This is a genomic window from Janthinobacterium sp. BJB446 (assembly GCF_002735655.1).
GTDB classification, from domain to species: Bacteria; Pseudomonadota; Gammaproteobacteria; order Burkholderiales; family Burkholderiaceae_D; genus Janthinobacterium; species Janthinobacterium lividum.
Window position 1 is genome coordinate 45,245 of the sequence record NZ_PDZK01000005.1, and the last position, 26,993, is coordinate 72,237.

26 protein-coding genes and 1 other RNA gene are annotated in these 26,993 nt (G+C 62.4%); 7 read left to right on the forward strand and 20 right to left on the reverse strand.

Annotated elements, in window-relative coordinates; genetic code table 11:
- Window position 1 precedes the first annotated feature (1 nt).
- From CSQ92_RS24265 to rnpB, 7 genes are all read right to left on the reverse strand, one after another.
- Entirely contained in the window at window positions 2-1,432 is a 1,431-nt protein-coding gene (locus CSQ92_RS24265; protein WP_099395713.1) for a UDP-N-acetylmuramoyl-tripeptide--D-alanyl-D-alanine ligase, read from the reverse strand.
- 11 nt (window positions 1,433-1,443) lie between these two features.
- Complete coding sequence (locus tag CSQ92_RS24270; protein WP_099395636.1) at window positions 1,444-2,952, reverse strand: UDP-N-acetylmuramoyl-L-alanyl-D-glutamate--2,6-diaminopimelate ligase; 1,509 nt, start codon at window positions 2,950-2,952, stop codon at window positions 1,444-1,446.
- 8 nt (window positions 2,953-2,960) lie between these two features.
- Complete coding sequence (locus CSQ92_RS24275) at window positions 2,961-4,739, reverse strand: peptidoglycan D,D-transpeptidase FtsI family protein (RefSeq protein WP_034748891.1); 1,779 nt, start codon at window positions 4,737-4,739, stop codon at window positions 2,961-2,963.
- Window positions 4,739-5,008: a cell division protein FtsL gene (gene ftsL / locus CSQ92_RS24280; RefSeq protein ID WP_034748894.1), complete on the reverse strand. Its 270-nt coding sequence runs from the start codon at window positions 5,006-5,008 to the stop codon at window positions 4,739-4,741. The genes CSQ92_RS24275 and ftsL overlap by 1 nt, the downstream gene beginning before the upstream one ends.
- Entirely contained in the window at window positions 5,005-5,976 is a 972-nt protein-coding gene (gene rsmH / locus CSQ92_RS24285; protein ID WP_070258850.1) for a 16S rRNA (cytosine(1402)-N(4))-methyltransferase RsmH, read from the reverse strand. Before rsmH ends, ftsL begins: the two co-directional genes overlap by 4 nt.
- A 9-nt stretch (window positions 5,977-5,985) precedes the next feature.
- Entirely contained in the window at window positions 5,986-6,414 is a 429-nt protein-coding gene (mraZ, locus tag CSQ92_RS24290; protein WP_034748899.1) for a division/cell wall cluster transcriptional repressor MraZ, read from the reverse strand.
- Between the two features lie 661 nt (window positions 6,415-7,075).
- Window positions 7,076-7,415, reverse strand: an RNA gene (gene rnpB / locus CSQ92_RS24295) — RNase P RNA component class A.
- A 235-nt stretch (window positions 7,416-7,650) separates the two neighbouring features.
- Here rnpB and CSQ92_RS24300 point away from each other — a divergent pair.
- A complete protein-coding gene (locus tag CSQ92_RS24300) occupies window positions 7,651-9,354 on the forward strand; it encodes a thiamine pyrophosphate-binding protein (protein ID WP_099395637.1) in 1,704 nt (567 codons plus the stop codon).
- Window positions 9,355-9,427: 73 nt separating this feature from the next.
- On the opposite strand, the gene CSQ92_RS24305 is transcribed toward CSQ92_RS24300, so the two are convergent.
- The 10 genes from CSQ92_RS24305 to CSQ92_RS24350 all read right to left on the reverse strand — a co-directional run bounded on the left by CSQ92_RS24305 (window position 9,428) and on the right by CSQ92_RS24350 (window position 19,141).
- Window positions 9,428-9,970, reverse strand: coding sequence for a hypothetical protein (locus CSQ92_RS24305; RefSeq protein ID WP_070258846.1), 543 nt, complete (start codon window positions 9,968-9,970; stop codon window positions 9,428-9,430).
- A gap of 152 nt (window positions 9,971-10,122) precedes the next feature.
- Window positions 10,123-11,238, reverse strand: a complete 1,116-nt coding sequence (locus CSQ92_RS24310) for a porin (protein ID WP_092612962.1) — start codon at window positions 11,236-11,238, stop codon at window positions 10,123-10,125.
- Between the two features lie 975 nt (window positions 11,239-12,213).
- Window positions 12,214-12,669 carry a nuclear transport factor 2 family protein gene (locus tag CSQ92_RS24315; RefSeq protein ID WP_099395638.1) on the reverse strand — a complete coding sequence of 152 codons (456 nt, stop codon included), beginning with the start codon at window positions 12,667-12,669 and terminating at the stop codon, window positions 12,214-12,216.
- On the reverse strand, window positions 12,666-13,433 hold the full coding sequence (locus tag CSQ92_RS24320; protein ID WP_099395639.1) for an SDR family NAD(P)-dependent oxidoreductase: 768 nt from the start codon (window positions 13,431-13,433) through the stop codon (window positions 12,666-12,668). Before CSQ92_RS24320 ends, CSQ92_RS24315 begins: the two co-directional genes overlap by 4 nt.
- Window positions 13,430-13,990, reverse strand: coding sequence for a DUF3833 domain-containing protein (locus CSQ92_RS24325; protein ID WP_373606063.1), 561 nt, complete (start codon window positions 13,988-13,990; stop codon window positions 13,430-13,432). Before CSQ92_RS24325 ends, CSQ92_RS24320 begins: the two co-directional genes overlap by 4 nt.
- The gene (locus CSQ92_RS24330; protein WP_099395640.1) at window positions 13,978-15,258 is read right to left on the reverse strand and encodes an MFS transporter; all 1,281 of its coding nucleotides are present in this window, start codon (window positions 15,256-15,258) and stop codon (window positions 13,978-13,980) included. Before CSQ92_RS24330 ends, CSQ92_RS24325 begins: the two co-directional genes overlap by 13 nt.
- Window positions 15,255-15,803, reverse strand: a complete 549-nt coding sequence (locus CSQ92_RS24335; RefSeq protein ID WP_099395641.1) for a chalcone isomerase family protein — start codon at window positions 15,801-15,803, stop codon at window positions 15,255-15,257. The genes CSQ92_RS24330 and CSQ92_RS24335 overlap by 4 nt, the downstream gene beginning before the upstream one ends.
- Before the next feature lie 2 nt (window positions 15,804-15,805).
- Window positions 15,806-17,047, reverse strand: a complete 1,242-nt coding sequence (locus CSQ92_RS24340) for a class I SAM-dependent methyltransferase (protein ID WP_373606064.1) — start codon at window positions 17,045-17,047, stop codon at window positions 15,806-15,808.
- Window positions 17,044-17,841 carry a DUF1365 domain-containing protein gene (locus tag CSQ92_RS24345; protein WP_099390083.1) on the reverse strand — a complete coding sequence of 266 codons (798 nt, stop codon included), beginning with the start codon at window positions 17,839-17,841 and terminating at the stop codon, window positions 17,044-17,046. The genes CSQ92_RS24340 and CSQ92_RS24345 overlap by 4 nt, the downstream gene beginning before the upstream one ends.
- A complete protein-coding gene (locus CSQ92_RS24350) occupies window positions 17,831-19,141 on the reverse strand; it encodes an NAD(P)/FAD-dependent oxidoreductase (protein ID WP_099390006.1) in 1,311 nt (436 codons plus the stop codon). Before CSQ92_RS24350 ends, CSQ92_RS24345 begins: the two co-directional genes overlap by 11 nt.
- Window positions 19,142-19,345: 204 nt before the next feature.
- On the opposite strand from CSQ92_RS24350, the gene CSQ92_RS24355 reads away from it, so the two are divergent.
- From CSQ92_RS24355 to rpoH, 5 genes are all read left to right on the forward strand, one after another.
- On the forward strand, window positions 19,346-20,287 hold the full coding sequence (locus CSQ92_RS24355) for a MerR family transcriptional regulator (RefSeq protein WP_092612944.1): 942 nt from the start codon (window positions 19,346-19,348) through the stop codon (window positions 20,285-20,287).
- Window positions 20,288-20,451: 164 nt separating this feature from the next.
- The gene (gene ftsY, locus CSQ92_RS24360) at window positions 20,452-21,510 is read left to right on the forward strand and encodes a signal recognition particle-docking protein FtsY (protein ID WP_099395642.1); all 1,059 of its coding nucleotides are present in this window, start codon (window positions 20,452-20,454) and stop codon (window positions 21,508-21,510) included.
- Window positions 21,511-21,518: 8 nt separating this feature from the next.
- Entirely contained in the window at window positions 21,519-22,262 is a 744-nt protein-coding gene (locus CSQ92_RS24365) for a cell division ATP-binding protein FtsE (protein WP_034784934.1), read from the forward strand.
- Complete coding sequence (ftsX, locus tag CSQ92_RS24370) at window positions 22,259-23,179, forward strand: permease-like cell division protein FtsX (protein WP_034784931.1); 921 nt, start codon at window positions 22,259-22,261, stop codon at window positions 23,177-23,179. The genes CSQ92_RS24365 and ftsX overlap by 4 nt, the downstream gene beginning before the upstream one ends.
- Before the next feature lie 421 nt (window positions 23,180-23,600).
- Window positions 23,601-24,494 (forward strand): RNA polymerase sigma factor RpoH, encoded by an 894-nt coding sequence (gene rpoH / locus CSQ92_RS24375; protein ID WP_034784924.1) that lies wholly within the window; start codon window positions 23,601-23,603, stop codon window positions 24,492-24,494.
- 90 nt (window positions 24,495-24,584) lie between these two features.
- Here rpoH and CSQ92_RS24380 read toward each other — a convergent pair whose 3' ends face one another.
- The gene (locus CSQ92_RS24380; protein WP_034784922.1) at window positions 24,585-24,851 is read right to left on the reverse strand and encodes a hypothetical protein; all 267 of its coding nucleotides are present in this window, start codon (window positions 24,849-24,851) and stop codon (window positions 24,585-24,587) included.
- Window positions 24,852-25,030: 179 nt separating this feature from the next.
- Here CSQ92_RS24380 and CSQ92_RS24385 point away from each other — a divergent pair, with 179 nt between their 5' ends.
- Window positions 25,031-25,483, forward strand: a complete 453-nt coding sequence (locus CSQ92_RS24385) for a hypothetical protein (protein WP_092612939.1) — start codon at window positions 25,031-25,033, stop codon at window positions 25,481-25,483.
- Here CSQ92_RS24385 and CSQ92_RS24390 read toward each other — a convergent pair.
- Together CSQ92_RS24390 and CSQ92_RS24395 are read right to left on the reverse strand one after the other, a co-directional pair.
- Window positions 25,480-25,827: an antibiotic biosynthesis monooxygenase family protein gene (locus CSQ92_RS24390; RefSeq protein ID WP_099395643.1), complete on the reverse strand. Its 348-nt coding sequence runs from the start codon at window positions 25,825-25,827 to the stop codon at window positions 25,480-25,482. The two genes, CSQ92_RS24385 and CSQ92_RS24390, sit on opposite strands and share 4 nt — an antisense overlap.
- Window positions 25,824-26,951 carry a cytochrome P450 gene (locus CSQ92_RS24395; RefSeq protein WP_099395716.1) on the reverse strand — a complete coding sequence of 376 codons (1,128 nt, stop codon included), beginning with the start codon at window positions 26,949-26,951 and terminating at the stop codon, window positions 25,824-25,826. The genes CSQ92_RS24390 and CSQ92_RS24395 overlap by 4 nt, the downstream gene beginning before the upstream one ends.
- Window positions 26,952-26,993: the final 42 nt, after the last annotated feature.

Here is a 26,993-nt window from a genome sequence, read left to right on the forward strand (position 1 = left end):
ATTAGTGAGCTTCCTTGTTATTGTTGTTTGAACCAATCAAATGCTGCACGGCCCGTTCCATCTTCATGAAACGGGAGCCCTTGATCAATACTGTTGCATCCGAACGGCCGGACAAATGCGCATCGAGCGCCGCCAGCAAACCGTCGAACTGTTCGAAATACTCCACGACCGTGCCTGATTCCTGGCTGGCGGCTTCCTGCGCCGGATTCACCAGATGGCGCGCCAGTCCGCCCGTCGCCAGCACGTGTTCAATGCCTTTGGCGGCGGCGTAGGCGCCGATCTCTTCGTGGAACTGCTGCCCCTGCGTGCCGACTTCGCCCATCTCGCCCAGCACCAGGATGCGCGGTGCCGCGGCCTGCGCCAGCACATCGATGGCCGCGCGCGCCGAATCCGGATTGGCGTTATACGTGTCGTCGATGATGGTGGCGCCATTGGCGGCCCGTTTTTTCTGCAGCCGGCCATTCACGGGAGAAAACGCCTCCAGGCCCTGCTTGATATGTTCTGGCGCGATGCCGGCGCCAATCGCGCATGCCACGGCCGCCAGCGCATTGCGCACATTGTGTTCGCCCGCCGCCGGCAAGCCGACAAAAAACTGACGCAAGCTGCCATCCTGCGCCCGCACGCTGACGAACAGGTCGCTGCCAAAATCCTCGGCCGCGCGGTGCGTGCAACTCACGTCCGCCTCTTTCGACAGGCCGAAGGTGATGACGGCGCGCGCGCCGGCCAATTCGCGCCACACGGGCGTGAATTCATCATCATGCGGGAAGACGGCCACGCCGTCCTGCGCCAGGGCCGCCAGCGCGGCGCCGTTCTCGCGCGCCACCGCTTCCACCGTATGCATGAATTCCTGGTGCTCGCGCTGCGCGTTGTTGACCATCGCCAGGGTAGGCGCGGCAATCGCGGCCAGGCGGGCGATTTCTCCCGGATGGTTCATGCCCATCTCGATGACGGCCGCCTTGTGCGCGGCGCTCAGGCGGAACAGCGTCAATGGCACGCCGATTTCATTATTCAGGTTGCCGCGCGTGGCCAAACGGCCTTCTTCGCCAAAGGCCGCCGCCAGGATGGCCGCAATCATTTCCTTGACAGTGGTCTTGCCATTGCTGCCGGTGACGCCGATGACGGGTAAATTGAAGCGACCGCGCCAATGGTTGGCGATGCGGCCCAGCGCAACCAAGGTATCGGCCACCACGATGGCGGGCACCGTGGCGCTGTCCCAGCCTTCGGGCAGGCGCTCGACCACCACGGCGGCGACGCCGCGCGCAGCCACCTGATCGAGAAAATCGTGGGCATCAAAACTCTCGCCGCGCAGGGCAACGAAGAGCGAGCCGGCCTGGGCGCTGCGGCTGTCGGTGGAGACGCCATCAAAGGATGCATCGCCCGTCAGCTGCGCGCCGTCCAGCGACGGCATCAGTTCAAGCAGGCTTGCGTGCATCAGGCTATCCATCAGTTCGTCCTCATCATCGTCAGGCGCGCGGACAAGGCCAGCTGCGCATGGTCGGCATCGGAGAACGGCAGTTTCTTGCCCTTGATTTCCTGGTATGGCTCATGCCCCTTGCCCGCCAACAGGATCACGTCCGGCTTGGCCGCGTGCTTGATGGCCGACAAAATGGCGCCGGCACGGTCTTCGATGGCTTGCGGCTGCGGACCGTCGGCACGCATGCCGGCGACGATCTGCGCGATGATGGCGTGCGGATCTTCGCTGCGCGGATTGTCGCTGGTGACCAGCACGTGATCGGCCAGCTGCGCGATGGCGCCCATCTGCGGACGCTTGCCCGGATCGCGGTCGCCGCCGCAACCGAACACGCACCACAGCTGGCCGCCCCGCTCCTGCGCCACCTGGCGCAAGGCAGCCAGGGTCTTTTCCAGCGCGTCCGGCGTATGCGCGTAATCGATGACGACCATCGGCGCTTCCTGGCCGCCCACCTGCTGCATGCGGCCGGGGGCCGGCTGCAGGGATTCGATGCCGTCGATGGCGGCGCGCAGGCCGGTGCCGTGCGCCAGCAAGGCGCCCAGCACGGCCAGCGCGTTGCTGATATTGAAGTGGCCCACCAGCTGCGTCTTGACCAGCGCCACGCCCAGCGCGCATTCCAGGTGGAAGTCGGTGCCGGCATGGCGGCTGCGGAACTGGCTGGCGCGCAGCATCAGCACGCCAGGCAGATCGGGCAAGCTGGCCGCGTCCTGCAAGGTGTAGCCGATGACCGGGTAATCACCGGCCAGCCTGCCATCCACGTGGCGCGCCAGGCGCAAGCCCATGGCGTCATCCAGATTGATGACGGCCGTTTTCAGGCCGGGCCAGTCGAACAGTTTGACCTTGGCCGCCTCGTAGGCCGCCATGTCGCCATGGTAGTCGAGGTGGTCGCGCGTCAGATTGGTAAACATGGCGACATCAAAATGCATGCCGGCCGCGCGGTCCTGGTCCAGACCGATCGACGACACTTCGATGGCAACAGCCTTGGCGCCAGCGTCGCGCATGGCGGCCAGTTTGCGCGCCAGCAGCACGGCGTCCGGCGTGGTGTAGCCGGTGACGTCGAATTCGATGGCGCCGCGCGGCTTGCACAAGCCCACGCCCAGGGTCCCGATGACGGACGAGGTTTCGCCCAGGCGCGCCAGGGCTTGCGCCAGCCACAGCGCGCACGATGTCTTGCCATTCGTGCCCGTCACGCCGGCGCTGAACATGGCGCTGTCGGGCATGTCGTAGAAAGCATGCGCCACGGGACCGGCCAGGCGTTTCAGGTCGCTGACCAGCAGGTGCGGCACGGCCCATGCGGCGTTCCACTCGACGGCATCATGCACGATGGCGGCGGCGCCCTGCTCGATGGCGGCGTCGATGAAATGGGTGGCGCCCGCGTAGGCGAAAAACACGTCGCCGCGCTGCACGCGGCGCGAATCGGACGTCAGCTGCCCGGACGGGGCAGCCGCTTTGATCCACAAACTGATGTCTTGTATGGTCATGAGTGACTTCACATGGCCTCCGGGCCGGCATTGGCCGGGACCACGATTTCGGTAACGGAGGAATCGGGCGGTACGTTCATCGCGCGCAGCGCGTTGGTCGCAATCGCCGCGAAAGCGGGAGCGGCAACCTGGCCACCATAGTGGGCGGGGCCGGTCGGTTCATCGATCATTACGGCAATGATGAAGCGCGGCGCCGACATCGGCACCATGCCCACGAACGAGCCGATGTATTTGCGCGGCATCGCGTAGCGGCCGTTTTCCACTTTATAGGCGGTACCCGTCTTGCCGCCCACGCGGTAGCCGGCAACCTGGGCGCGCTTGGCCGAGCCGTGCGCGCCGGAGACCACGAGTTCCAGCATGGCGCGCATTTCGGCGGCCGTCTTCGGCTTGATCACTTGCTGGCCCACGGGCAGTTCATTGACCTTCTGGAATGACAGGGGAATCGTGTCGCCATCACGCGCGAACATCATATAAGAGCGTGCCAGCTGGATCAGCGACACGGAAATGCCGTTACCGTAGCTCATGGTGGCCTGCTCCACCGGGCGCCACGATTTATACGGACGCACGCGGCCGGCCACGGCGCCAGGGAAGCCCCATTTCGGCTGCTGGCCGAAGCCGACCTTGGTAAACATTTCCCACATTTCCTGCGACGGCATGCCCAGCGCGATTTTCGAGGTGCCGATGTTCGACGACATCTCGATGATTTCCGAGACATTGATCACGCCGTGCGGCTTGGTGTCCGTGATCGTGCGATCGGCGATGGTATAGCGCCCCGGGCCCGTGTCGATCAGGGTGCCCGGCTTGACGCGGCCCGTATCGAGCGCCAGTGACACCGTGATCGGCTTCAGGGTCGAACCGGGCTCAAAAGTATCGGTCATGACGCGGTTGCGCAGCTGCTGGCCCGTCAGCTTGCGGCGGTCGTTCGGGTCGTAGCTCGGGTAATTGGCCAGGGCCAGCACTTCGCCCGTGTGCACGTCGAGCACCACGGCGCCGCCAGCCTTGGCGTTGAATTTCTCCACCGCTTCCTTCAGCTGCGTGAAGGCGATGTACTGGATTTTGCTGTCGACGGACAGGGTCAGGTCCTTGCCGTCATGCGGTTCGTGGATGAAGCCGATGTCTTCGACGATGTGGCCCAGGCGGTCTTTGATCACACGGCGGCTGCCGGTGGTGCCGACGAGGGTTTTCTGCTGCGCCAGTTCCATGCTTTCCTGGCCCACGTCTTCCACGTTGGTAAAGCCCACCACGTGGGTCATCACTTCGCCCTGTGGATAGAAGCGCTTGTATTCCTTGCGCTCGTCGATGCCGTCGATGCCCAGCTTGGAAATCTTGTCGGCCACGTCCATCTCGACCTGGCGTTTCAGGTAGACGAAGCTGCGGTCCGAATCGAGTTTCTTGCGCAATTCGTTGACATTCATTTCCAGCAGGCCGGCCAGCGCATTGATTTTTTCCGGCGATGCCTGCAGCACGTCGTCGGGAATGGCCCAGATGGCTTTCACGGGAACGGACGAAGCGAGCACCTGGCCATTGCGGTCGGTGATCTTGCCGCGCGTGGCCGGCAATTCCAGGGTGCGCTCATAGCGCGCCTTGCCCTGCTTTTGCAGGAACTGCGTCGATACGCCCTGCAGCCACAGGGCGCGCGCGCCCAGGCCGGCGAAAGCGAAGAACAGCAGGAACAGCACGACGCGCGAACGCCAGACGGGCAGACGCACCGCCAGTACGGGGTTCTTCGAGAATGGCACGCCTTTCGATGCCGCCACCCGGCCGTTGCTATTACCGCCCAACTTCATTATTCGCCCTCCGTCAGGTATTGCGTACGCGCCGCCGTCAGCGGCGTCATGCTCAGGTCGCGCCGCGCGATCGATTCGATGCGTTCATGCTTGCCCAAAGTGGACTGGTCCAGCTGCAGTTGCGCCCAGTCGATGTCGAGCTGGCGCGACAGCGCTTGCGCGCGCTCCAGGTCGATCAGCAAGTGGCGCGACTGATACTGCGCATTCACCAGCGACAGGCCGCAGCACACCAGCAGGGCCGACAGCACGACACACAGCTTGCCAGTCATCGGGCGCCGCCACGAACTGGAATGGGCAAACGCTGCGCCACGCGCATCACGGCCGAACGCGAGCGCGGATTGCCCTCGATCTCGGCGTCGGACGGCTTCATCTTCGAAATCAGCTTCATTTCCGGCTGCGGCAAATCGACCGCGCGGATCGGCAGACGGCGGTCAGGCTGCTCCACGTTCGCCTTCGAGGCGAAGAAGCGCTTGACCATGCGGTCTTCCAGCGAGTGAAAACTGATCACGGCCATGCGCGCGCCGGGCGCCAGGCAGGCATACGCCTGGCTCAGACCGATCTCGAGATCCTCGAGCTCTTTGTTAATGAAAATGCGTATGGCCTGAAAGGTGCGGGTAGCGGGGTCCTTACCCTTCTCGCGGGTCTTGACGGCGCCTGCCACGATGCCGGCAAGCTGTCGTGTGCTTGAAATTGGCTGGACTGCCCGGCCAGCAACAATCGCCTTTGCAATCTGAAAAGCAAACCGTTCTTCCCCATAATCGCGTATCACTTTCTCTAAATTCTGCTCGGTTTCCACCGCCAGCCATTCGGCCGCGGAGATGCCGCGCGTGGTATCCATGCGCATGTCCAGCGGTCCGTCGTTGCGGAAGCTGAAACCGCGCGCCGCGTCGTCGACTTGCGGCGACGAGATGCCCAGGTCAAGCAGGATGCCATCGACCTGCTGCACGCCGCGTTCGGCCAGGCTGGCCGTCATGGTGGCAAAACTGTCGTGGACGATTTCAAAGCGGGGGTCGCCGATCTGTTCGGCCGTGGCGATGGCTTGCAAATCCTTGTCGAAGCCGATCAGGCGCGCGTCGGGCGCCAGGCGCGACAAGATCAATCGGCTATGGCCGCCGCGGCCAAACGTGCCATCGACATAAATGCCGTGCGCACGGTCGCCCGACAGGTCGAGCGCATCGACCGCTTCATCGAGCAGCACCGTGCGATGCTGAAATTCCGGCACCGTGAGTTGTGTCATTACGGAGCCTTAGAAAGAAAAATTGGAAAGTACATCGGGGGTGCCGGCATCGATCGCCTGCTGTTCTTTGTCGGCCAACTTGGCGGCATCCCATATTTCAAAGTGGCTGCCCATGCCGATCATCATCACTTCGCGCGCCAGTCCGACGGCGTTGCGCAATTCGGGCGAGATCAGCACGCGGCCGGCCGAGTCCAGCTCGACGTCGACGGCGTTGCCGAGGAAGATGCGCTGCCAGGCGCGCGCCGACATGGGCCAGGCGGCGATTTGCTGGCGGTGGCTTTCCCACACGGGACGGGGAAAAAACAGCAGGCAGCCATCGGGGTGTTTGGTGAGTGTCAAGCGGCCTTCGCATTGAATCGCCAGCGCGTCACGGTGCTTGGCAGGGATAGACATCCTGCCTTTGGCATCGAGATTGATTGCGGACGCGCCTTGAAACACGGAAGACCTTTTTGAGCTTGGGTTGCGATACTTGCGCATCGCGATAAAAAGGGAAAATTTCCCACAAAAACACACTTTTTCACACAGTTGCCCACTTTAGAGGAAGCAAAGATAGTGGTCAAGCGGTTTCCGATTGGCAAAACAGGAATTTTATTAATGAAATTAAGGACTTAGCGCATATCGTTGAAGGAGTCTCAAATAAAAATATATCGATAAATTAGATACTTATGAAAGATAGTGAATGTGCTACCTCATCTGCACACATGTGTTTTCCTACCGTAAACATCGAAAAAAACGAAATCAAAAAATTGAATTTTTTACAGTTAGTTGACGCATGACAATAGTTTCGTCATCCGGACACAACAGCAATCAAGCATCGGAAAAGACTTGGTTTAAAGCAAAAGAAAATCATCCTTGGCGCGTATCGCCCCTGTTTTCCGGGCCTGGCCTGTCGCAGGAAAACTATTTTTGCAACGCAGCAATTAATTGTAACCAGGAAACTTTAACCAATTGTTCATTTTTAGTTGTCTATACAACTTTATCGCGGATGCTATATTTTTAGATACAAAAAAAGCCCCGTTGCGGGGGCTTTTTGGGCGGCGCACAGCATGAAAAACGCTGCGGGCGATACGCTCCCTGGCAAGCCAGGAAACAGGAATTCAAGTGAAGCAGGCCGGTAGGCCGGATTTTGTTACGGCGCCTTCCCTTGCAGGTTGGCGCTATGACAGTCATTCCTCTAGGCGCCAGATTACTCGGGCGCTCAAGCTTTCTACCCGCACGCTCCGCGAGCAGCATCATCGCGTGCCTATTTGAAATTGCACCAGGTGGAGGTTACCGCGTTTCACCGTAACTTAATACGCTCGTCTCTGTGGCCCTATTCCTCGCCTTATACCTTGCGGCTTTCGACGGACGGCCGTTAACCGTCACCCCGCTCTATGGAGTCCGGACCTTCCTCCCGCCAGCGCATTGCTGCGCCGGCCAGCGACTGTCTGGCCTGCTTCACCCGCCATTGTACCGCGCCGCAGCATGTTTCTGCAAAAAGGCCTGTGCACGCGCGACACCGCTCTCCGGGCCCCTCGTCGGGTCCCGGCCCGGGGGATTGTGTAATTCGGTGTCGCCATTTCAAAAGCCGGGCCAAATCGGCTCACATAGAATGAGGCAAGCTGCTTGCATGCAGGCGCATGCGCACCGCTTGCCCCATTTCTTTGCCACCCACTAGAATATAAAGAGCCGAACATGACGCAACAACCCCGTACCGGCGGCCAGATCCTGGTCGATGCCCTGCAGATCCACGGCGTCGACACCGCCTTTGGCGTGCCTGGCGAAAGCTACCTCGACGTACTCGACGCCCTGCACGATTCGGGCATCCGCTTCATCATCAACCGCCAGGAAGGCGGCGCCGCCTTCATGGCCGAAGCCTACGGCAAGCTGACGGGCAAGCCGGGCATCTGCTTCGTCACGCGGGGACCGGGCGCCACCAACGCCTCGATCGGCGTGCACACGGCCTACCAGGATTCCACGCCGATGATCCTGTTCATCGGCCAGGTGGGCAATGATTTCGTCGACCGCGAAGCATTCCAGGAAATCGACTACCGTCGCATGTACGGCCAGATGGCCAAGTGGGTGGCGCAGATCGACCGCGCCGAGCGCATTCCCGAATACCTGGCGCGCGCCTTCCAGGTTGCCACCAGCGGCCGTCCCGGCCCCGTCGTGCTGGCCCTGCCGGAAGACATGCTCATTGCGCTAGCCACGGTGGCCGACACGCGCGCCTACCAGCCCGTGCAGGCGGCGCCATCGGACGCCCAGCTGCAGCAGTTGCGCGGCATGCTGGCGACCGCGAAGCAGCCGCTGGTCTTGCTGGGCGGTACCACCTGGACGCCGCAAGCGTGCGCCGACCTGCAGCAGTTCGCTGAAGCCAACCACCTGCCCGTCGCCTGCGCCTTCCGCTTCCAGGACTTGCTCGACAATGCCCACCCGAACTACATCGGCGACGTCGGCATCGGCATCAACCCGAAACTGGCCGCGCGCGTGAAAAACGCCGACCTGGTCATCGCCATCGGCCCGCGCCTGGGCGAAATGACGACGGGCGGTTACACCCTGCTCGACTCGCCCGTGCCGCGCCAGCGCCTGGTGCACATCCATACGGATGCCGAGGAACTGGGCAGCGTTTACCAGGCCGAGCTGATGATCAACAGCGGCATGCCGCAAGTCTGCGCCATGCTGGCCGCCATGGCGCCCGTCGATGCGTCCGCCTGGCAGCATACGCCAGCCGAAGCCAAGGCCGAGCTGGCCGCCTACCAGGAGCGCCCGCCCATCTTCCAGGATGGCCAGGCGCCGCTGGACCTGTGGCAAGTCACGCAAGAAATCATGGCGCAGGCCCCCGCTGACACCATCCTGACGAACGGCGCCGGCAATTACGCCTCGTGGGCGCACCGCTTCTATCGCTACGGCGGCATGCGCACCCAGCTGGCACCAACCAACGGCGCCATGGGCTACGGCGTGCCGTCCGGCGTGGCGGCGAAGATCGTACACCCGGAGCGCACCGTGATCACGTTCGCCGGCGATGGCGAATACATGATGAATGGCCAGGAGCTGGCCACGGCCGTGCAATACCAGGCAGGTGTGATCATCATCGTCTTCAATAACCAGATGTTCGGCACCATCCGCATGCACCAGGAGCGCGACTACCCGGGCCGCGTGTCGGGCACGACCCTGCACAATCCGGATTTTGCGGCGTTGGCGCAAGCGTATGGCGCGCATGGCGAAGTGGTGAATACGACAGAAGAGTTCGCCCCTGCCCTGCAACGGGCGCTGGCGCACGCCAAGGCCAACAACTTGCCGGCCTTGATCGAGCTGCGCTACGACGGCAACCTGATCACGCCGAACGCGACGCTGGCCACCATCCGCGCCACGGCGGAAAAGGCGCAGGCCGCCAAATAAGCCTCCTGCAAGGCGAGAAATAACAAAGGCCCGGTCGATACCGGGCCTTTTTCTTTTTAACCGCAGCAATCGCTCAGGCGGCGGGCACGGGCGCGCTTTCCTCGGCAGGCGCTGCCTCGGCGGGCGCTTGCGGCACCGGCGGGCATGGCGTGCAATGCTTCAGGGGACGGCCGAAATCGCGCACGCGGCTCAGTTTCATCGGCATGCGCACGTTGCCGCCGCAGTAATCGCCTTCCAGGGTCAGGGTCTGGCCATCTTTGGAAAACTTGCCGACGATGGTGCGCTCTTCGCTGTCGGCGCCGGCGATAGTGAAATCGAAGGCGCCCGTGGCGGCGTCCAGGTTGACGTCGTTGGCCACGATGGGCCAGCTCAGGGCGCCGGCCGTGAATTCATAGATGACGGAATCGGCTTCGGCAAAGCGGTGCAGCGTCACGCGCTGGCCGCCGATTTCGCCGCTATCCTTTTGCAGGCACAGGTCGGAGTAGACGGCCACGCCGTAGCGCTCCAGTCCAGCCGGCTTCTTGCCCTTGACGGCAGCGACAGCGGCGCCCGTGGCGCCAGCAAGCAGCAGCGCGGCCAGCAAGGCGGCCAGGCGCGGCGAGGTGAATGAATACATGGCATTCCTTTACTTGAGTAACGGCGTCATTATAACTGGCGCCGCACATGCAAAAACGCGCCGCCAGGCCGAAGCCAGACAGCGCGTTTCCTTGCTTATCAGCATCCCCGAAGGGATGCTGGCAGCGGTACTAAGCTTCGCTTGCGCGAATATTAGAACGAGTGACGAACACCAACGTTGAAGGCTTTGTCGCCCGAACCGATGTTGCTGTTGTTACCAACGGTGTAAGCTGCGCCGTTTTTGTTCTTGATCTTGGCGTACGAAGCGTAGGTGCTCGTGCGCTTCGACAGAGCGTAGGAGTAACCCAGTGCCCATTGATCAGCATCAGCGTTAGCGATACCTTTGTCGTTGGTCTTGATGTACGAAGCCATCACGGTGCCAGCTGGGCCAACTGGTACGGTTGCGCCGACCAGCAGGTTAGCGCTGTCGGTGCTAGGAGCAGCGGCGCGGTAGCCGTAGGCGTTCAGGCTGCCGGTGGTGCCGAAAGCTTGACCAGCAACAACTGCGTTGGTGTTGCTCAGACCCGAGTTGTAGGTTGCGCTGTTGTCGCCTTTGTTGACGCCGTATGCCAGGAAAGCCTTGGCAACTGCGAAGTCGTAGTTAGCTGCAGCCAACCAGTTACGTGCGCTACCTTTGTTGCTGATAGCGGATTCGTTGCTGGTGGTGTTGTAAGCCAGACGTGCGTTCAAAGGACCGTTCGAGTAGCCAGCCGACGCGCCGATTTGACGGCCGTATTTGTTCGAATCAGCTTGTTCGCCGAAGGTGTAAGCCACATCAGCGTCAAAGCCGTTGAAGTTTGGCGAGGTGTACAGCACGGTGTTGCTGGTGCGGGTGTTCGCTGGGAACAGGTTCTTGGCGGAACCAGCGTAGCCCACTGCGAATGGATCAGCAACTTTCGACAGGGTGTTGTACCAAGGCGTGTATTGACGACCCAGGGTCAGGGTACCGGTCGTTTTGCTGCTCAGACCTACGTACGATTGACGACCGAACAGGGCTTCGTTTTTACCTTGCGAGCCGCTGTCAACACCGAAACCAGCTTCCAGAACGAACAGAGCCGACAGGCCGTTGCCCAGATCTTCGGTGCCTTTGAAGCCCAGACGGGAAGCCGAAGCAATGCCGCTGTCTACTTTGTTGGTGGTGCCGGCTGCGCCGCCGCGCTCGCTGACGAAACCAGCGTCAACGGTACCGTAGATAACAACGCTCGATTGAGCTTGGGCTACGCCAGTGGCTGCTGCCAGAACTGCCAGGGTGATCAGAGTTTTTTTCATTGCGATTTCCTTTAATTTTGAAGCAAAAAGTAATACAGCCTATGCATCTCGAGCTGCGCTCTAACAGAGCGCTTTTTATGAGTGAGGGCAAGGTCTCCACCTGCCACATTGCTGTTCCGGTCAGGGGAACAATTCACATCGGTATCGGCACGCTATTGCACCGATAAGCTTGAAGGCTGCAGAGCGACCGTATTTTGATGCGCCGGTTCGGTGCTCAAAGGGCACCGGAAGCGGCACTATAACGACCGTTTCACATTCCATCAAGTTCCAACATGTTACTTCCGGTACCAGGCCGAGGGCTTTTTCAGGCATCCCGACCATCGCCAACCGTACTACGCGACAGAGCCAGTGCCCCTTGCCAACCAATGCATTGGCCTGATTGACCATTCCATCATAGCGCATGCCTTGTCGACACCCGTTGTATTAGTGCAACAGTATCAGGCGCGTGATTAAAACATCAACATGCTTTACCCATCATTTACCCTGCATGATTTACGCGACAAAGCGCACAATTTGTCAGGCGATAATGGATAAACGGAAAGAAGCATACACGGCATCGCCAATGTTTGCTGCCGGATGCCCAAAAACGGGAAATATCACGCCCTGTTTTGGTGCGTTGCCGCATTATTCAGGGGCGTAGACGCCATTTTTGACGTCGGCGCGCGCGTCAGGAAAATAGGCAGAGTATCAACACAATTACTGACTTTCCGGTAATTTAAATTGCTCACATAGAAATGTTTTTCATGTTTTCCGGCTAACTCTTCAGCCCCCCTCCTAGAACCGATGAGGACGACTCTTGCTTGCAAATTGCGCATCAGTTGAAACAAATTCTTACAATGTTGCCTTCTCAATATTTCGACATATTTGTGTCTAAAAAACGACACATTGACCGAAATCAAGTTTTCGCCGACCCGATACCACACAATTTACTTTTTCTTTTTCGCATTTTTTGCTTATAAGCATCAAGAATCAGCCTTAACGCTGGCTTGCGCGGCGGAGCATGCGCATGAAAGGGCCCAGCACCGGCAGTTTTTCATACAATTCTTCCGCCACATCCCAATAATCACGGTGCACTACCACCCGTCCCTGCCTATCGAAACGCACATGGGTTGCGCCACGAATACATTGTTCGCCAGATACCAGGCGTTTCATGCGGAAGCGAAACTCCCACGTCAGGAACGCTTGCTCTCCCTGCCCCAGGCTTTCCAGCACGACAAACCGTGGCGCATCGACTTGCACGAACATATGCTCGAAGATGGCCAGGATGGCGGCATGCCCCACCACCTCGTTGAACGGGTCCTTGAAATGGGCGTCTGGCGCATACACGGCGCCCAGCTGGGCCAGGCCCTCCAGGCTCAGGTGTTCGTAAAACGCCACCAGGCGCGCCAGCGCCTCTTCCATGCCTTCCGTGTCCAGCATGCTTGTGCTCATACGCCCGTCACCTTGCGGATCAGCCAAAAATAGGCGCGGTACGGCAACAGCCGCGCCAGGCGCATGGTATTGGTAAAGCGTTTCGGAAAGTGGACGTGGAACTGCCCCCGCTCGATACCGTCGAGCATGGCGGCCGCCGCATCCTGCGCCGTCATCAGGGCCGGCATGGTGAAATCATTGTCCGCCGTCAGGGGCGTGGCGACGAAACCGGGATTGATCTGGTACACGCCGATGCCGCGCGGATGCAAGTCCAGGTACAGCGACTCCGTCAGGTTGATCAGCGCCGCCTTGCTGGCGCCGTACGCGAGCGCCTTGGGCAAGCCGCCATACCCGGCCACCGAAGCGACGATGCCGATGCCGCCACTGCCCTGGCGCAATAGCCACGGCAATGCCTGCTCCAGGCAATTGAAGACGCCGCCCACATTCAGGGCCAGCAAGCCCTGGGCCGCCTCGAGGTCGAAGCTATCGGCGCGCATGGCCTGATAGCCGCCGGCGACCACCAGTATCAGGTCGATATGCGTCCACTGCTGCTGCAATTCTACGCAGACGGCCCGCAGCTGCGCGTGCTGGGTGATATCGAGCGGCAATGCCTGCGCCAGCGCCTGTCCCTCGCACAGCCGCTCAAGGCTGGCGCGATGGCGGGCTGACAAGGCCACGCTGGCGCCCTGCTCCAGCAACAAGGTGGCGCACGCGGCACCGATGCCGCTGGAAGCGCCGATGATCCATACGCGCTTGCCGGCCCAGCTGGTAACCTTGCGATTCATGGGGCCGCCTGCGGACGCTTGCTGAACGATAAAGTGACGGCGCCCAGGCTGAAGCCGAACTTGCTCATGGCGGCGCGGTTCAGCATGACCTTGTCATCCATCAGGAACATCCAGTCCTCGAAGTCGACGTGGTAAACCGTGCCGTCGACGGGCAACGCCAGCACGTATTGCCAGCGCAGCGCATTGCCGGCCACTTCGCCGATGGCCTCCCCGATCACGTCGGGCGCCGTGCCGATGAAGCGCCCGGGCGCCGTCTTGCGCAAGGTCCACACGCGCCGTTGGCGGCTGCCATCCGAATACGTGAAGTCTTCATCCAGGGTGCCCGTCTCGCCCACCCAGCTGGCCCGCATCACCACGGTGAAGCGCTTGACCACCTTGCCGGAGCGGTCCTGGAAGATGCCGTGGGCATCGAGCGTGCCATTGAAATACTGTTGCAGATCCAGTATGGGCAATTCCTGCGCATACATGGCCGGCGTGGGCGGCGTGGAGCAGGCGGCCAGCGCCAGCATCAGGACCGCCAGCGGCAAACGGCGTTTGCAATAACTCATGAAGCGCATGCGCGATTCTCCAGGTGGTCACTATATATATGTTGCAAGGGTGCACGCCACAACAGTAACGCCGCCAGCAGTTTCAAGGCGCAGGGCAGCAAGGCGTAGGCGGCAGCCAGGGCCGGCAAGCCTTTGCTGCTGCCCGGCACATAGCCGAGCCAGGCCAGCAGGGGCAAGGCGATACCGGCCGCCAGCGCCAGACTCATCTGCACGCCCCAGTTCCACCAGCCGAAATACGCCGCTTCGTGCCGCCCGGCATGGCCGGCCGCGCCGATCAGCCCTGCCAGCAGGGCCGGCGGCAAGGCCAGGTCGGCGCCCAGTGCCAGGCCCGACAGCAGACAGATGGCGGCAAAACCCCAGGCGGCACCCGCGCCCAGGCCATACGCCCAGACAAACACGGTTGCGGCCAGCAGCATGGCACCACACCAGGCACGGGCTTCGCCAAAGCGTCGCGCCAGGGTCACCCACACGGGCATCGAGGCGGCCGCCGCGCAAAAGTAGACGATCAGGAACGGCCCTGCGTAATGGCCCAGGCGCAAGTAGTCAGTGGCAAAGAACAGGAACAGGGTGGCGGGAATGGCGGCCGCCACGCCATTGACGAGCAAGACGGCAAACAGCCAGCGAAAGGCGCGCTGGCGAAACGGCAGGCGCCAGGCGCCAGCGGGCAGCGCCTGCGGGCCTTGGCGCAACACTGGACGCGGCGCGCGCGCCAGCAGCAGCGCCCCCGCCGCCAGCAGGCAGACGGCAAAGGCCAGCGACAAGCCGTCATAGCCGAGCAAGGAAGTGAGCCCCGCTGCCAGGATCACGCCGAGCAAGCCGCAGCCTTCGCGCACGGCCGTCACCCGCGCCCGCTGCGCGCGCAGCTGGCTCAGGGCCGCGCCCCAGCTCTGGTGCGCGATGCCGGCCAGGCCATAGGCGGCATACACGAGCAGCAAGGCGGCCAGGAACCAGGCCAGGGTGGCAGCTTCCCGCATGGCCGGCGGATGGAACAGGGCAGCAAAGCCCAGCAGCAGCAAGGGCAGCGAGGCGCCAACATATATTGCATAGCCTCGCCCGCCACGCGCCATCCAGACACCGAGGGCAGGATCGATGAAGGCGGCGGCGATGCGTGCCGCCAGCAGCACGGCACCGATTTGCGCCAGGTCAAGACTGCTGCGCTGCGCATAAAACGGCGCCACATATATATAGATGGGCAGCGCCAGCATGGCCAGCGGCAGGCCGAACAGGCCATAACTGAACAAGGCAGGCAAGGTCAAGGCGCTGGCCCCGGCGTTCATGGCAGCGGCGCCGCACTCTGCAGCAAGGCCGCGCGCAGCTTCGGCGCCGTGCTCGACGGCGACAGCCAGATGGCAAAGAAGGCGCGCGCGAAGTCGCCATCCGTCACGTCGGCCAGCACCTTGCCATCGAGATAAAAACGCACACCGGGCGCGATGCCCGCCCGGTAGGCGCCTGCGATGCGCTGGTCTTCCTTGACGTCAGGAAAGATGCGCTGCATGGTGGCCAGCCAGGCCAGGCGCTGCTCCGGCGTACCCGCGCCGATTTTCTGCATCTGTTCGTAGCTGGCTTCGGCGATTTTCTTGCCGTCGAGCGCGCGCGCGTAGCGCAGTTCCAGTACAAACGGCGCCGATTCGGATGCCGTACCCTGGTAGCCTTGCGGTCCCACCCAAAGTTGCGCGCGGTAAATACGCATGCCGAACCACGTGTATTCGCCCTCGCCCGCCAGGCGGGCCTCGGGTACGTCGGCAACGATAAAGGCTGGCGGCGCGGCAGCGGCGCCCAACATGGTCAATGACAGCACAACAGTGGCAAGCAGGCGGCGCATGGTCAGTCCTTGATCAGGGTAAATTGCATCACATCCGTGTTGTGCGCCTGGAAGGCGGCCTCGCAATACGCGAGGTAAAACTCCCAGGTGAGCAGGAAACGGCCATCGAAACCCTGCTTTTCCAGCGCCGCGCGCTGGGCCAGGAAGCTGGCGCGCCACTGGCGCAAGGTTTCCGCGTAATCGAGGCCAAAGCTGAAGGCGTCTTCCACGCGCAAGCCCTGCGCCTCGGCGGCGCGGCGAAACCCGGCCGGCGAAGGCAGCATGCCGCCCGGGAAAATGTACTGTTGAATGAAATCCGTGCTCTTGCTGTAGCGCTCGAACAGTTCGTCGGCGATGACGATGGTCTGGATGCAGGCGCGTCCGCCCGGCTTCAGGTTGCGCGCCACACACTCGAAATAGCCGGGCCAGTAGCTTTGTCCCACGGCTTCGAACATCTCGATCGAGGCGATGGCGTCGTACTGGCCATGGCTGTCGCGGTAATCGCACAGCTGCAGGTCGGCCTGCCCTGCCAGCCCCGCATCGTGCAGGCGCTGGCGCGCATAGGCGAGCTGTTCGGTCGACAAGGTCAGGCCCGTCACGTGGGCGCCGTAGCTGCGCGCCGCCGTTTCCGCAAAGCCGCCCCAGCCGCAGCCGATTTCCAGCACGCGCTGGCCCGGCTGCAGTTGCAACTGGTCCGCGATGCGCCGGTATTTGGCACCTTGCGCCTGCTCCAGGCTGGCGCCTTCGGAAAACAGCGCGCTCGAATACGTCATCGACGGGTCCAGCCACAGCTGATAAAAGGCGTTGCCGATGTCGTAATGGGCGTGGATATTCTTCTTGCTGCCGGCACGCGAATTGCGGTGCAGCAGATGGCGCACCTTATAGATCAGGTTGCCCCACCAGTTGCCGTAGATCAGGGATTCGATGTGCGCACGGTTGCGTATCATCAATTCGATCAAGCCCGGCAAATTATCCGTGCGCCAGTCCCCCGCGATAAACGTTTCGGCAAAGCCGATGTCGCCCGAGCGCAGGACGGCCGCGCACAGGCGCCAGTTGTGCAAGTCCAGGGTGACGGGGTGGCTGCCATCGCCGTACAGCAAGATGCTGCCATCAGGCGTGCGCAGGCGCAAAGCGCCATATTGCAATTTTTCCAGCAAGCGCACAATCATGCGCCCGGCAGCGGGCATGTCACGATGGTCATGCACATGCACGGGAGTGGAACTGCTGCGCGCATGCAGGCCGGTCGGCAGGGAATCGGAGCTCATCGGGACACCTTTTCTTGTGGAGGGTGGGGTTTGCTGAAAAACGGCACGCGGCGCAGCCACAGGCGCAATGCCTGCCAATGGATGCGCGCCATCACGCCAAAGGTCATCAGGGGGTAGCGCAGCAAGGCCCAGGCGATGGCGCCATCGCGCAGCGGCTGCGCCGTGCCGGACAAGCTCGTCCGCAGCAGCGGGCCGTCGAGGTCGTCGTAATCGACCCTGGCCAGGTGGCGCTCGCCGCCCTGAGCCTGATTGCGCAGGAAACGGAAGCGGTACTGGCCTTCCACCTTGCAAAACGGCGACACGTGGAAAATTTTCTTGGCGACCAGTTCGCTGCCAAAGGCAATCGCGCCGCCCTGCTCGAGCAAGTACAAATGGCGCTCGCCAAAGGTATTGCGCACATCGCAGAGCACGGCCCGCAGCGCGCCGTCAAGCCCGTGGCAAAACCAGAAACTGACGGGATTGAAGACATAGCCGAACATGCGCGGCATCGTTTGCAGCCAGATTTCGCCGCCCGCGTCGACCACGCCATGCTGGCGCAGCAAGCCGTCGATCCAGTCCAGCAGCGGCGTCGTGCCATCGCCATGGTCGCTGTCGCGGAAGGACAGCACATTGGCGCCGTTGCGCGAAATCAAACGGGCAGCAAAATCGTGCGCGCCCAGGCTGCGCAAGGGCAAACGCAAATAAAACATGCCGTAAGCAAAGGCATGCGCGCGCGGACGCAGCCGCGCATGGCGCACCCGTCCCAGGCACAGCTGGGGCTGCGGCCGGAGCGGCTGCGTGGGATCACGCGGCATGGCCAAGCTCCGCCGACGCCAGGCCATTGAGTGCTTCGGCCACGGCCAGGCCCGACTTCAAGCCGTCTTCATGGAAGCCGTAGCCAGTCCAGGCGCCCGCGAACCACGTGTGCTGCGCGCCCTGGAAGCTGGCCAGGCGCGCCTGGGCCGCAATGGCCGCGCCATCGAACACGGGATGGGCATACGAAAACTCGTCGATGATGGTCGCCGGATCGGGCTCGTCGAGCGGATTGAGCGAAACGATGACAGGCGTGGTGAAGGGCAAAGGCTGCAACTGGTTCAGTAAATAATGCACGCACACTTGCGGCGCATCCCCGTGCGCGGCCGGCCGGCCCTGGTAATTCCAGGCCGACCAGGCACGGCGGCGCTGCGGCAGGCAGGACGCATCCGTATGCAGTACCGCGCGGTTGGGCTGGTAGCGCACGGCTTCGAGCACGGAGCGCTCGTCGTCGCGGATGTCTCCCAGCAGGGCCAGCGACTGGTCGCTATGGCAAGCGAGCACGACGTGGTCGACGTGGTCGACGCCGGCGGCCGTCTGCAGTTCCACCATGCGGGCGCCACCGTGCTGCTGGCGGCGCACGGCCAGCACGGGGCAAGCCAGGCGCTGCTGTGGGATGCCTGCCAGCAATTTTTCCACGTACACGCGCGAGCCGCCCCGCACCGTGCGCCATTGCGGCCGGTCGCTCACTTGCAGCAAGCCATGGTTGTGGCAGAAACGGATGAAGGTGGCCAAGGGAAAGGCCAGCATCTGGCGCGCCGGACACGACCAGATGCAGGCGGCCATCGGCAACAGATACCAGTGGCGGAACTCGTCGCCATAGCCGTGCAGGTCGAGAAACTCGCCCAGCGACACGGCCGGCGCCGGCAAGGCGGCCGTGGCCAGGGCGCTGGCCTGGCGGTTGAAGCGCAGAATGTCGCGCAACATGCGCAGAAAGGCGGGGCGCAGCAGATTGCTGCGCTGGGCAAACACGGTGTCCAGATTGGCGCCAGCCCATTCCAGCACGCGGACGTCCGGCGCAGCGCCCAGCGGCATCTTCACGGAAAACGACATATCGCTGTCGGCCGCCTCGACGCCCAGTTCCTGGAACAGTTGCACCAGGTGCGGATACGTGGCGTGGTTAAACACGAGAAAACCCGTGTCGACGCCATGCGTGATGCCATCGAGCGTGACATCCACCGTATGGCTGTGGCCGCCAAAATAGTCGCCCGCCTCGTACAAGGTGACGTCCCGGCCCGATTGCGCCAGGCGATAGGCACACGACAAACCTGCGATTCCTGCTCCGACGACGGCAATTTTCATGAGTACACCTGCATTAAGTTTGTCCTGGACAAAATCAGCTTCATGGATAATCGATGAAATATTGATTCATGTCAATGAGTGTGCGAGCCGCTCCAAAACTCATACGCCCGCGATTTCCAATCGGATTCAGCTATTTGGTATGGGGCGGCGGAAGGCGTAAAATGCATGCCACGTTCTTCCGCATGCGAGCAAAGCCACTCTGGTATGGATACTGACCTGCAACCTACTTCCGCCTTCAGCATCAGCGATGTCGAACGCGATACCGGACTGGCCAAGGAAACCTTGCGTGTGTGGGAGCGCCGCTACGCCTTTCCCCAGCCCCAGCGCGACGCCTTTGGCGAGCGCAGCTACCCGGCCGAGCAAGTGCAGAAGTTGCGCATGGTCAAGCGCTTGCTGGACCTCGGATTCCGCCCGGGCAAAATCATGCAGCACAGCACCGTGCAATTGCAGCAGCTGGCCAGCGCCAGCAGCGCGGCGCCGTCAACGCCAGCCCCCCAGCTCGAACACTACCTGTCCCTGTGCCGTGGCCACCAGATGGCAGAACTGGGCGACGCCCTGCGCAAGGCGCTGGCCGTGCTGGGCCTGAAAGCGTTCACCATCGACGTCATCGCCCCCCTCACCGGCATGGTGGGCGAAGCGTGGGCTTGCGGCGAACTGGCCGTGTATGAGGAGCATCTGTACAGCGAAACCTTGCAAACGGTGATGCGCCACGCCATCTTTTCCCTGCCACAAGCAAGCAGCCCGTCCACGCGCTCTCCACGCATCGTCCTCAGTACCTTGCCGCAGGAGCGTCATGGCCTGGGGCTGCTGATGGCCGAGGCGCTGTGCGCGGCGGCCGGCGCCCATTGCATGTCGCTGGGCGTGGAAACGCCGCTGACGGACATCGTCGCGGCCGCCCGCGCGCAACGGGCGGACATCGTGGCGCTGTCGTTTTCCAGCGCCAGCAAGCAACGCCAGACGCGCGACAGCCTGCAGCAGCTGCACGCAAGCTTGCCGCCCAACATGGAATTGTGGGCCGGCGGACGCAGTCCTGTGCTGACCAGGCAGCCGCCACACTTTTTGCATGTGCTGGACCTGCGGCAAGTCGACGAAAGCATCGCCGACTGGCGCCGCCGCCACCAGGCACTGGCCCTGCAAACCCACTGAACCGGCTGAAAAGCGCGGCAACTGCGGCGATCTCCGTGGATAGCGGCGCAATGTTGCCAATCGAACAGTAAAGCATGAAGGGCCGGGCGCGCTCTGGTAGAATAGCCCGTAACACAGTGTCCGGCGCCGCCGGGCCTTAGGTCAGCACCCGCCACCACACATCCATGTTTAGTTTCTTCAAGAAAAAACCCATCGCTTCCGAGGCTGCACCAGCCGAGCCTCTCGTCCTTCCCGCCGCCACGCCGCCTGCCCCGCAGCCTGCCGCTACGCCCCTGAGCGGTGCGCCGGCCGAGCTCGTACCCGTGATCGTGGCCGCCGAACCCGAGAAAAAATCGTGGATGACGCGCCTCAAGGCAGGCCTGTCGAAAACCTCGAACACCCTGTCCGTGCTGTTTGTCGGCGCGAAGATCGACGACGCCCTGTACGAAGAGCTGGAAGCGGCGCTGCTGATGTCCGACGCCGGCATCGACGCCACGGAATTCCTGCTGACGGAACTGAAGAAGAGGGTCAAGGAAGACAAGCTGCTCGACGCGGCCGCCGTCAAGGCCGCCCTGAAAGTGCTGCTGATCGACCTGCTCTCGCCGCTGGAAAAGCGCTTCGAGCTGGGCCGCCACAAGCCGCTGGTGATGATGATTTCCGGCGTGAATGGCGCCGGCAAGACCACCACCATCGGCAAGCTGGCCAAGCACATGCAGTCGAATAACCAGTCCGTGCTGCTGGCCGCGGGCGACACCTTCCGTGCCGCCGCGCGCGAGCAGCTGATGGTCTGGGGCGAGCGCAACAACGTCACCGTGATTTCGCAGGAATCGGGCGACCCGGCCGCCGTGGCTTACGACTCCGTGCAATCGGCAAAAGCGCGCGGCATCGACGTGGTGATGGTTGACACGGCAGGCCGCTTGCCGACGCAGTTGCACCTGATGGAAGAATTGAAGAAAATCAAGCGCGTGATCGGCAAGGGCATGGATGGCGCACCGCATGAAACCTTGCTCGTCATCGACGGCAACACGGGCCAGAACGCCCTCACGCAAGTGAAGGCCTTCGACGATGCCCTGCAGTTGAGCGGCCTGGTGATCACCAAGCTGGACGGCACCGCCAAGGGCGGCGTGCTGGCGGCAATTGCCCGCGTACGCCCCGTGCCCGTGTATTTCATCGGCATCGGTGAGAAAATTGAAGACTTGCAGCCTTTCGTGGCTGCCGAATTTGTCGAAGCGCTGCTCGGATAAGCCCATACATGATTGAATTTCAGCACGTCTCCAAGCAATACTCCCCCGATGCCGTGGCGCTCAGCGACATTTCGCTCAGTATTGCCAAGGGCGAGCTGGTGTTCCTGGCTGGCCCGTCCGGCGCCGGCAAATCCACCTTGCTGAAAATGATCGCCGCCATGGAACGCCCCACGTCGGGCAAGCTGATCGTCAATGGCCAGGACATGGCGAAGATCAAGCCGGCCGGCGTGCCGTTTTTGCGCCGTAACATGGGCTTGATCTTCCAGCAGCAAAAATTGCTCAACGACCGCTCCATCCTGGCCAACGTCATGCTGCCGCTGCTCGTCGTCGGCGCCCACAAGGCGGCCGCCGAACAGCGCGCGCGCGCCGCGCTCGACAAGGTGGGACTGCTGGACCGCGCCATGGCGCGACCGCTGTCGCTGTCGGGCGGGGAACAGCAGCGCGTGTCGATCGCGCGCGCCATCGTCAACCGGCCGCAGATCATCCTGGCCGACGAACCGACGGCCAACCTGGACCGCGCCAGCGCCAACAAGGTGCTCGACGCCCTGAAAGCATTCCACTCCGTGGGCGTGACCTGCCTCATTTCCAGCCATGACGAACAGATGCTCGACGCCGCCGCCCGCGTGATCCACCTGAAAAACGGCCAGCTGGTCGCCATCGACAAGGCCACGCAGGCGCCCGTCTTCGCGCCGCCCGATCCCGATTTTGCGCCCTCTCCCGACCAGGACGACGCGCAGGGAGAGCAGGCATGAGAGGCTGGTTCCGTCAACACCGCTTCGCCCTCGGTTCGGCACTGATTCACTTGCGCAAGTCGCCGGGCGGCTTTCTATTGAACGTGCTCGTCGTCGCCATCGCCCTGTCGCTGCCGTTCGCCGGCTTGACCATGCTCGACAATGTCCGCCCCATGTCGGAACAGATGTCGGTCGACCCGGAAATCAGCGTCTTCCTGAAGATCGACACGCCGCGCGAGCAAGCCGTGGCCCTGGCGAGCGCCATGCGCAAGATCGTGGGCCCGCAAAAGGCAAAGATCGTCTTCATCCCGCGCGAACAGGCGCTGGACTCGCTGAAAAACAAGAGCGGCCTGGCCGATGTGCTCAGCACCCTGGGCGACAATCCCCTGCCCGACAGCTATGTGCTGAAACTCGATGCCTTCAGCAGCGCCAGCGAAGCGCAGGATGTCGATGCGGTGGCGGAACAGTTGCGCCAGCTGCCATTCGTGGAATCGGCGCAAGTCGATTCGGCCTGGGTCAAGCGCCTGGCGGCCCTGCTGGGCGTGCTGCGCCTGGTGCTGCTGCTGCTGGCGATCACGCTGGGCGTGGCGGTGATCGCCGTGGTCTTCAACACCATCCGCCTGCAGGTGATGCAGCAGCGCGATGAAATCAGCATCTCGAAATTGATCGGTGCCACCGATACCTTCATCCACCGTCCCTTCTATTACACGGGCGCCCTGCTGGGCCTGTGCGCCGGTGCGCTGGCCCTGGGCGCCGTGGCGCTGGCCTTGCAGCCGCTGAATACCGCGATTGCCGAGTTTGCCCGCCTGTATGCGTCCGAATTCCAGCTGGTGCCGCTGGCGCCGCTGCCGATGGCCGGCTTGCTGGCCCTCAGCGCCGGCCTGGGTCTGATCGGCGCCTTCCTCTGCGTGCAGCGCCACCTGGCGCGCCTGAACTGACCTTCCTTTCCATGGCGGCGCTCCCGCGCCGCCATGCGTCTCGCCATCTCCATATTGCTGTTATATTGACATTAAGCAAGTATTCTTAAGGCTCGCTTCAGCCAGAGGCCGTAGACTGGCCATGTTGTCGTAAAGCGGCCTGCAGCGCTGTTCAGATCGCTTTTTAAAGATGTATATCAAGCATTCATTCGCTATAGCATTTAGGCTATCAGGTCGATTAAATGTGCTGATTGGCACTCTCAAGCAGAGAGTGCTAATATAGGGACATACCAACAGCAGAACCGCCATGGACGCCAGATCAAGATGGTGCCGCGATCTGCAAAGTGCAAGACCGAATACGCAAAAACGAAGATACGAGCTGCCACGTCGCGTGACGTGGCCAACTGGAACAAAGCAAGACTACGAGGGAGAAAACATGACTATGATGTCCGCAACGTCCGCATTGGTTCCGACCAAAAGTAATGCGCTGGGCCTCGGGTTCACTGGCAATCTGGGCAATATCGACGCCTATATTTCGGCCGTGAACCGCCTGCCCATGTTGACCCATGACGAAGAAATTTCGCTGGCGACACGCCTGCGTGAAAAAAATGACCTGGCCGCCGCGCAAGAACTGGTGCTGTCGCACCTGCGCCTGGTGGTCTCGATTGCCCGCGGCTACCTGGGCTATGGCTTGCCGCACGCCGACCTGATTCAGGAAGGCAATATCGGCTTGATGAAAGCCGTGAAGCGTTTCGATCCGGACCAGGGCGTGCGCCTGGTGTCGTACGCCATGCACTGGGTGAAAGCCGAGATGCACGAGTACATCCTGAAAAACTGGCGCCTGGTCAAGGTCGCGACGACGAAGGCGCAGCGCAAGCTGTTCTTCAACCTGCGCAGCCACAAGACGGGCCTGGACGCGATGACGCCAAAGCAGATCGATGCGCTGGCCAAGCTGCTCGACGTGAAGCGCGAAGAAGTGATCGAGATGGAAACCCGCTTGAGCGGCCGCGACATCGCGCTGGAATCGCCGACCGACGATGAGGACGACAAGTTTTCGCCGATCGCCTATCTGTCGTCGGAGCAAAGCGAGCCGACCAAGGTACTGGAAGCGGAACAAGTGACGCGTCTGCAATCGGAAGGCCTGGAAACGGCACTGTCGAAGCTGGACGCCCGTTCGCGCCGCATCATCGAAGCGCGCTGGCTGGCCAACGACGACGGCTCCGGCGCCACCCTGCACGCGCTGGCAGAAGAGTTCGGCGTATCGGCCGAACGCATCCGCCAGATCGAAGTGGCGGCGCTGAAAAAAATGAAGGGCGCCCTGGCCGCCTACGTGTAATCGCAAGCAATGCCGCAATGCAAAAGGCGCCGCAAGGCGCCTTTTAGTTTTACAACTTGATATTTATCAACAGATGAACATTGTCAGCCCTTACGCTGCAGCCAAGCCCTTGGTGATCAGCTCGGCGACCAATTCATTCAGATCCGCGCCGCGTTCCTTGGCCAGGGTCTGCAATTGCAAGACCAGATCGCTGTTCAGCTTGACGGCGAATGGCACCAGGCCCAGGGCCTGATCGCGCTTGCGCTGCTCGCGGCGGTCGATGACCACCGCTTCCTTACCGAATGCACCGGCGCCGGGAACATTCATCTTTCCCATCAGTTTCTTGGCATCGCTTTTGGCCAGGTCGGTTTTTTTCATGGTTGTTTCCTGATTTTCAAAACAGCCATTCTACGCAGTAATCGGCGCGCCGCGTGGCTGGCGCATCAATTCACCGGCAGCACGCCAATAGTGCGCCGTAAAAATATCATTTTGTTACTATCATTTTCATCCCACGCGTGAACAAGCACGCCGGGGACGCTCCACCTGAAAGGAAAAACATGCATTATCTGACCCGCTCTTACCGCACCGTGTTGCTTCCCCTGTTCTTCGCCTGCCTGGCCGTGCTGGCTGGCTGCGGCGCGGCCGGCAGCGCCGGCGACGCGGAAAACACGCCGCGCAGCGTCACCCACGTGCTCTCGCCGGGCGAACAGGTGGCCATCACGGCCACCGACACCCTGAAACTCGAACGTGTCAACGACAGTCGCTGCCGCAAGGGCGCCGTGTGCGTGTGGAAAGGCTACGTCAGCTACAGTTTCAGTTTGCTCAACAGCGCAGGCGCCACGGACATCGTCTTGTCCGACTCCATGCCCGGCGCCGCCAGTTCCGTCACCGTCAACCACCTGACGTTTACCCTGCTCGATGTCGATCCGGCCACGCCGCCCGCCCTGAATGCGGCCGAGCCCACGTACCGGGTCAAAGTGAAAATCACGCAGGGCGCACTGCCACGCTAAACGCTGTGACGCCGCCGGCTGTCGGCCGGCGCCTGCTGCCGGTCCAGCATGCCGTAATCGCGTACGACGGCGGCAATGCGCAGCCGGTAGTCGTCAAACACGCCCTGCCGGCCGGCTGTTTGCGCCGCGCGGTGCGCTTCCAGCTGCCGCCATTGCGCCAGCGCAGCCTCGTCGCGAAAGAAGGATAGCGACAGCAATTTGCCTGGCTCGCTCAGGCTGCTGAAGCGCTCGATGGAAATGAAACCGTCCACTTCATCGAGCAAGGGACGCAGCGCGGCGGCCAGGTCCAGATACTGCTGGCGCCCTTCCACGCTGGGCCAGACTTCGAAAATCACGGCAATCATTTCATTTCTCCCAGGCTAAAAACAGGAATGCGCGCGTTCAGCGACGGCAGATAACGCCACGCCAGCGGCATGCGGTCCAGCCCGTCGGCCCACGCCTGCAGGCAAGCCGTGGCTATGGCCTGCGCGATGGACTGGCCCGGACAAATGTGGCGGCCATGGCCAAAGCCGCACTCCGCATGGCCGGCGCTGGCCAGCACGACGACGATCATCTGCCCGGCCGGCACGCGCACGCCATCGAATTCCACGTCTTGCGCCGTGTAGCGGCGCGTGTTGTGGATGGAGGGGTCATGCCGGCTGACCTCGCGCAGCAGGGCTGGCCACAGCCGGGGGGCGGCACGCACTTGCGTGGACCACTGCGGTTGCGTGCGCAAGGCAACTATGGCATTGCCCAGCAAGCCGGCCGTGGCATCGCAGGTCTGCGACAGCAGACCCACGAGGTTGGCCAGCACGCCGCCCGAGGCTCGCCAGCCCAGCGCTTCCGCCTCGGACACGACCTTGGCCAGCAAGCTGCCGGGCAATGCATCCGCCTCGCGCAGCAACACGGTAAAACCTTGCAGCAAGGCGTCTGCAGCCACTTGCGCGCCAGCCAGTTGTTCTCCATTACTCAACGGTGACAGGCAGGCGACGAAATCGCGCGTCCAGGCGGCCAGCGCCGGCCATTGCGCTGGCGCAAAACCCAGCAAGTCCGCCATGGCAAACAGGGGCAGTTCGAACAGCGCGCCGTTCAATTGCACGGCGCTGTCGGGCACGCGGTCGCTGGCCATGCGCCACGTCCGCGCCTGCAGGTGCGCCAGGTCCACCTGTCCCAGCGAACGCGCCAGCACCTGCTTCGGCACGGCATGCCGTTCGCCTTCATTCATGCGCACCAATTCCGCAAAAATCGCACCGCACGGCGTGCCCGCCAGGGTATCCGGCACCGGCTGGCCGGTCGGGCGCACGCGGCAATCGGGATGCTCGAGCACGGCGCGCACGCCGGCCGCGCCCGTCGCCAGCCAGCAGTCGAGCCGCGCATCGAAACGCAGCGGCGGGCCGTCCGCCAGGCGGCGATAGTAGTCATACGGCGCCGCGTGGGTAAGGGCTGAAAAAGGGTCGGCGGGGTCGATAACAAAGTCGGCGAGCGGCATGCGCATTCCATTGCAGTGAGGTGGGGACACGAGTATGCTGCC